Origin of the sequence: Streptomyces sp. AcH 505 (genome assembly GCF_000818175.1) — a bacterium.
Taxonomy (GTDB): Bacteria; Actinomycetota; Actinomycetes; order Streptomycetales; family Streptomycetaceae; genus Streptomyces.
Map to the genome: position 1 here is coordinate 963,768 of NZ_JTIY01000001.1, position 3,317 is coordinate 967,084.

The window sequence follows — 3,317 nt, forward strand, 5'->3', positions numbered from 1 at the left end:
TGGCCGCGGCGCTCACCGGGTACCGCCGCGCGGGGTGCGTCCTGCGGTGGTCGAACGGGCGGGCGGCGGGACGCTGCCGCGCGGGTCGGCCTCGGGAGCAGGACCGGTGTCAGCCGCAGCTCCGGTCTCGGCTTCGGGGTCGGCGGCGGGGTCGGACGCCGCGCCGGCCGCCGCACCCGCCGCGATGTTCCGCGCGGCGTTCGTGTCGTCCGCCGTCACCGCCGTCTGCCAGCCGTGCCGGTCCAGGGCCCTGACCAGCGCCCGCACCATCTCCGGGTCGAACTGGCTGCCCGCGCACCGCTCCAGCTCGGCCACGGCCGTCCGCACCGGCCGCGCCCGCCGGTAGGAGCGGGTGGAGGTCATCGCGTCGAAGGCGTCGGCGACGGCGACCACCCGGGCGAACTCGGGAATCTGCCGCCCCACGAGACCGTACGGGTAGCCGGTGCCGTCGAGCCGTTCGTGGTGGTGCAGGATCGCCGAGCGCGCCTCCCCGAGGAAACCGATGCCGCGCACCATCTCGTGGCCGTACTCGGGGTGCAGTTCGATGACGCGGCGCTCCTCCGGGGTGAGCGGGCCCTCCTTGCGGAGCACCCGGGTGGGGACGCCGAGCTTGCCCACGTCGTGCAGGATCCCGGCGAACCGCAGGACCTCCAGCCGTTCGCGCTCCATGCCCAGCTCGTGCGCGATCATCACGGACGCCCTGCCGACCCGTTCGCTGTGGCCGCGCGTGTACTTGTCCTTGATGTCGACGGCCTGGACGAGCGCCCTGATGGTGGCCTGGTGCGCGGCGCGCTCCCGGTGGTACTGGGCGAAGACCCAGCAGGAGATGTACATCGGCAGCAGGACGAAGAGCGCGGAGAGCGGCCCGTAAGGACTGCGCCACAGGACGGCCATCATCAGCCCGGCCAGTCCGTGCGCGCCGTGCGAGGCCAGCGAGCGCGGCAGCAGGCCGCGCCAGGCGGTACGGGCGGACAGCCGCTCGGCGGTGACGAGGATGCCGCCGTCCAGGGCTGCGAGCACCAGACAGAACGTGAGCGCCGCGGCGCCGGCCGGCAGCAGGACGTACGGGAAGTCGGGGGCGGCGAGGCCGTACCCCCCGCCGCCGAGGGCGACGGGCCCGCCGAAGAGCAGATGCGCCCGCGCCGCGGCCCAGGTGGCGACGGCGAGCTGGGCGGCGCGCCAGATCCGCCGGGCCCCCCGGGGCCGCTGCTCGACCCGGCCGAGCACGGCGCCGGGTACGGCGACCAGCGCGGCGGCGGACGGCGGCAGCAGGAAGGCGGCGGCGAGCAGGACGGGGAAGAACGATCCGGCCGCGACGGGTACGGACCCGCCGAGCCCGCGGCCGGGGAAGTGCAGCCGGTAGCGGGCGGGCATCTCACAGAAGGCGTACAGCGCGGCGAGCAGCACGACGGCCGCCCAGGGGACGGGCGACGGCCGGCCGGGGCGCAGCGCGGGCAGCACGCAGAGGGTCGCGAAGAGCGCGGTGCACAAGATGTACGCGCGCGCCGCACCCGGTATGGCCCTCACGGCGTCGCCGCCCCTCCTCGGCCCGGCCCCCGGCAGGGGCTCACCCAGCCCTCGCAGGGCTCAAACAGACGGTCAGGCTAGCGAGTTGGGCGTCGGCGAGCGGAATTATGCGACTGATTAGCACCTTCGGGTGACAAACGGACGGAACAAGCGGTAGAGACGATGCGGAGACGACGGAGGGGCGCACAGCGCACGATGCGCCGTACGCCCCTGCCGGTCCTGCCGATGCTGCTGGCCCGCGTCAGTCCTTCGTGGCACCCGGCAGGTCGGCGCCGGAAGCCGTCACGTCATGGTCCGGCACGGTCTGTCCCGACCTGACCAGGTCGATCCGGCCCATGACCTTGGCCCGCAGGTCGGTGGGTACGTCGTCCTGACCGCAGCACCGCTTGACGAGCTTCTTCACGGCCTGTTCGAGACCGTACTTCTCCAGGCACGGGGAGCATTCCTCGAAGTGCACCTCGAACTTGGTGCAGTCACTGTCGGGCATCTCGTGGTCGAGAAACTCATACAAGTGATCGAGGACTTCGCTGCAATCCGTCTCATGCGGCTCTCCGCAGCTCATGAGCCCGAACCTTTCCGATCGTCGGACGACTCTCCGGCACCCGCCGGGACGAGCCCGCGCTCACGGGCGTAGTCCTCCAGCATGCCGCGCAGCTGACGGCGACCGCGGTGCAACCGCGACATCACCGTGCCGATGGGTGTACCCATGATGTCCGCGATCTCCTTGTAGGCAAAGCCCTCTACATCGGCGAGATAAACCGCGATGCGGAACTCTTCGGGAATCGCCTGCAGGGCGGACTTCACGTCGGAGTCCGGGAGATGGTCGAGCGCCTGCGACTCGGCGGAACGCAGCCCGGTCGACATGTGCGACTCGGCGCGTGCCAGCTGCCAGTCCTCGATCTCCTCGGCGGCACTGCGCTGAGGCTCCCGCTGCTTCTTGCGGTACGAGTTGATGAAGGTGTTCGTGAGGATGCGGTACATCCATGCCTTGAGATTCGTGCCCTCACGGAACTGGTGGAACGAGCCGTACGCCTTCGCGTAGGTCTCCTGCACCAGATCCTCGGCGTCGGCCGGGTTGCGCGTCATGCGCAGCGCGGCCGAGTACATCTGGTCGAGGTAGCCCAGGGCATCGCGCTCGAAGCGCGCACTGCGCTCCGCAGTGGTCTCTTCCGCGCGGCCGTCGTCGGTCCCTGAAGTCCCCGCGTCGGTCCCAGTGACCGGACCCACCTCCTCCAACGCTGTGGCGGATCCAAAAGCGGACCCACTCGAATCGGAGAATAGTCGACCTTGCTTCGACGGGGCGGTTCGGTCCGGTGCGCCGACCGTCACAGCCGGCGCCGGCTTACCGGCGGCCAGGACCGTCCACGCCAGGTCAGTGCCGTCCGGACGGCGGGGGCACATGGTCGAACCCATACGACGGACTCCCTCTTACGCTTGGTGTACCAACGTTTCTGTCAACAGTGGTCGCATCCTCAGCATTCCCGGGGTTTTCCGAGCCACGAAGCGACGCCTTCGACCAGCGTTCCGAGCGCTTCGGCCTGGCTGAGCGGCGCCCGTTTGGGAACGGCGAAGCTGTGGTCGCCGTACGGGATCTCCAGCAGCTCGTGTCCGCCCGCGGAGAATTCGGCGGGGAATTCGGCGGGCTTCCCGAACGGGTCGTTGCCGCCCTGGACGACGAGCGTGGGCGCTCCGGCGCCGAGCAGTTCGGCCGCGCGTGACTTCTCGGGCCTGCCCGGCGGGTGCAGCGGGAAGCTCAGCGCCAGCACGGCGTGGGCGCCCAGCTCCGCCGC

Annotated in this window: 4 protein-coding genes; all 4 read right to left on the reverse strand. The window is 71.0% G+C overall.

Annotated elements, in window-relative coordinates:
• Positions 1-12: 12 nt before the first annotated feature.
• Positions 13-1,527 (reverse strand): HD-GYP domain-containing protein, encoded by a 1,515-nt coding sequence (locus HY68_RS04390; RefSeq protein ID WP_078863420.1) that lies wholly within the window; start codon positions 1,525-1,527, stop codon positions 13-15.
• 241 nt (positions 1,528-1,768) lie between these two features.
• Positions 1,769-2,089 (reverse strand): mycothiol system anti-sigma-R factor, encoded by a 321-nt coding sequence (gene rsrA / locus HY68_RS04395; protein WP_041984625.1) that lies wholly within the window; start codon positions 2,087-2,089, stop codon positions 1,769-1,771.
• On the reverse strand, positions 2,086-2,754 hold the full coding sequence (locus tag HY68_RS04400; protein WP_041984627.1) for a sigma-70 family RNA polymerase sigma factor: 669 nt from the start codon (positions 2,752-2,754) through the stop codon (positions 2,086-2,088). Before HY68_RS04400 ends, rsrA begins: the two co-directional genes overlap by 4 nt.
• Positions 2,755-2,999: 245 nt before the next feature.
• Positions 3,000-3,317: alpha/beta family hydrolase (locus HY68_RS44745; RefSeq protein WP_041984630.1), on the reverse strand; the 318-nt coding region annotated here is incomplete at its 5' end.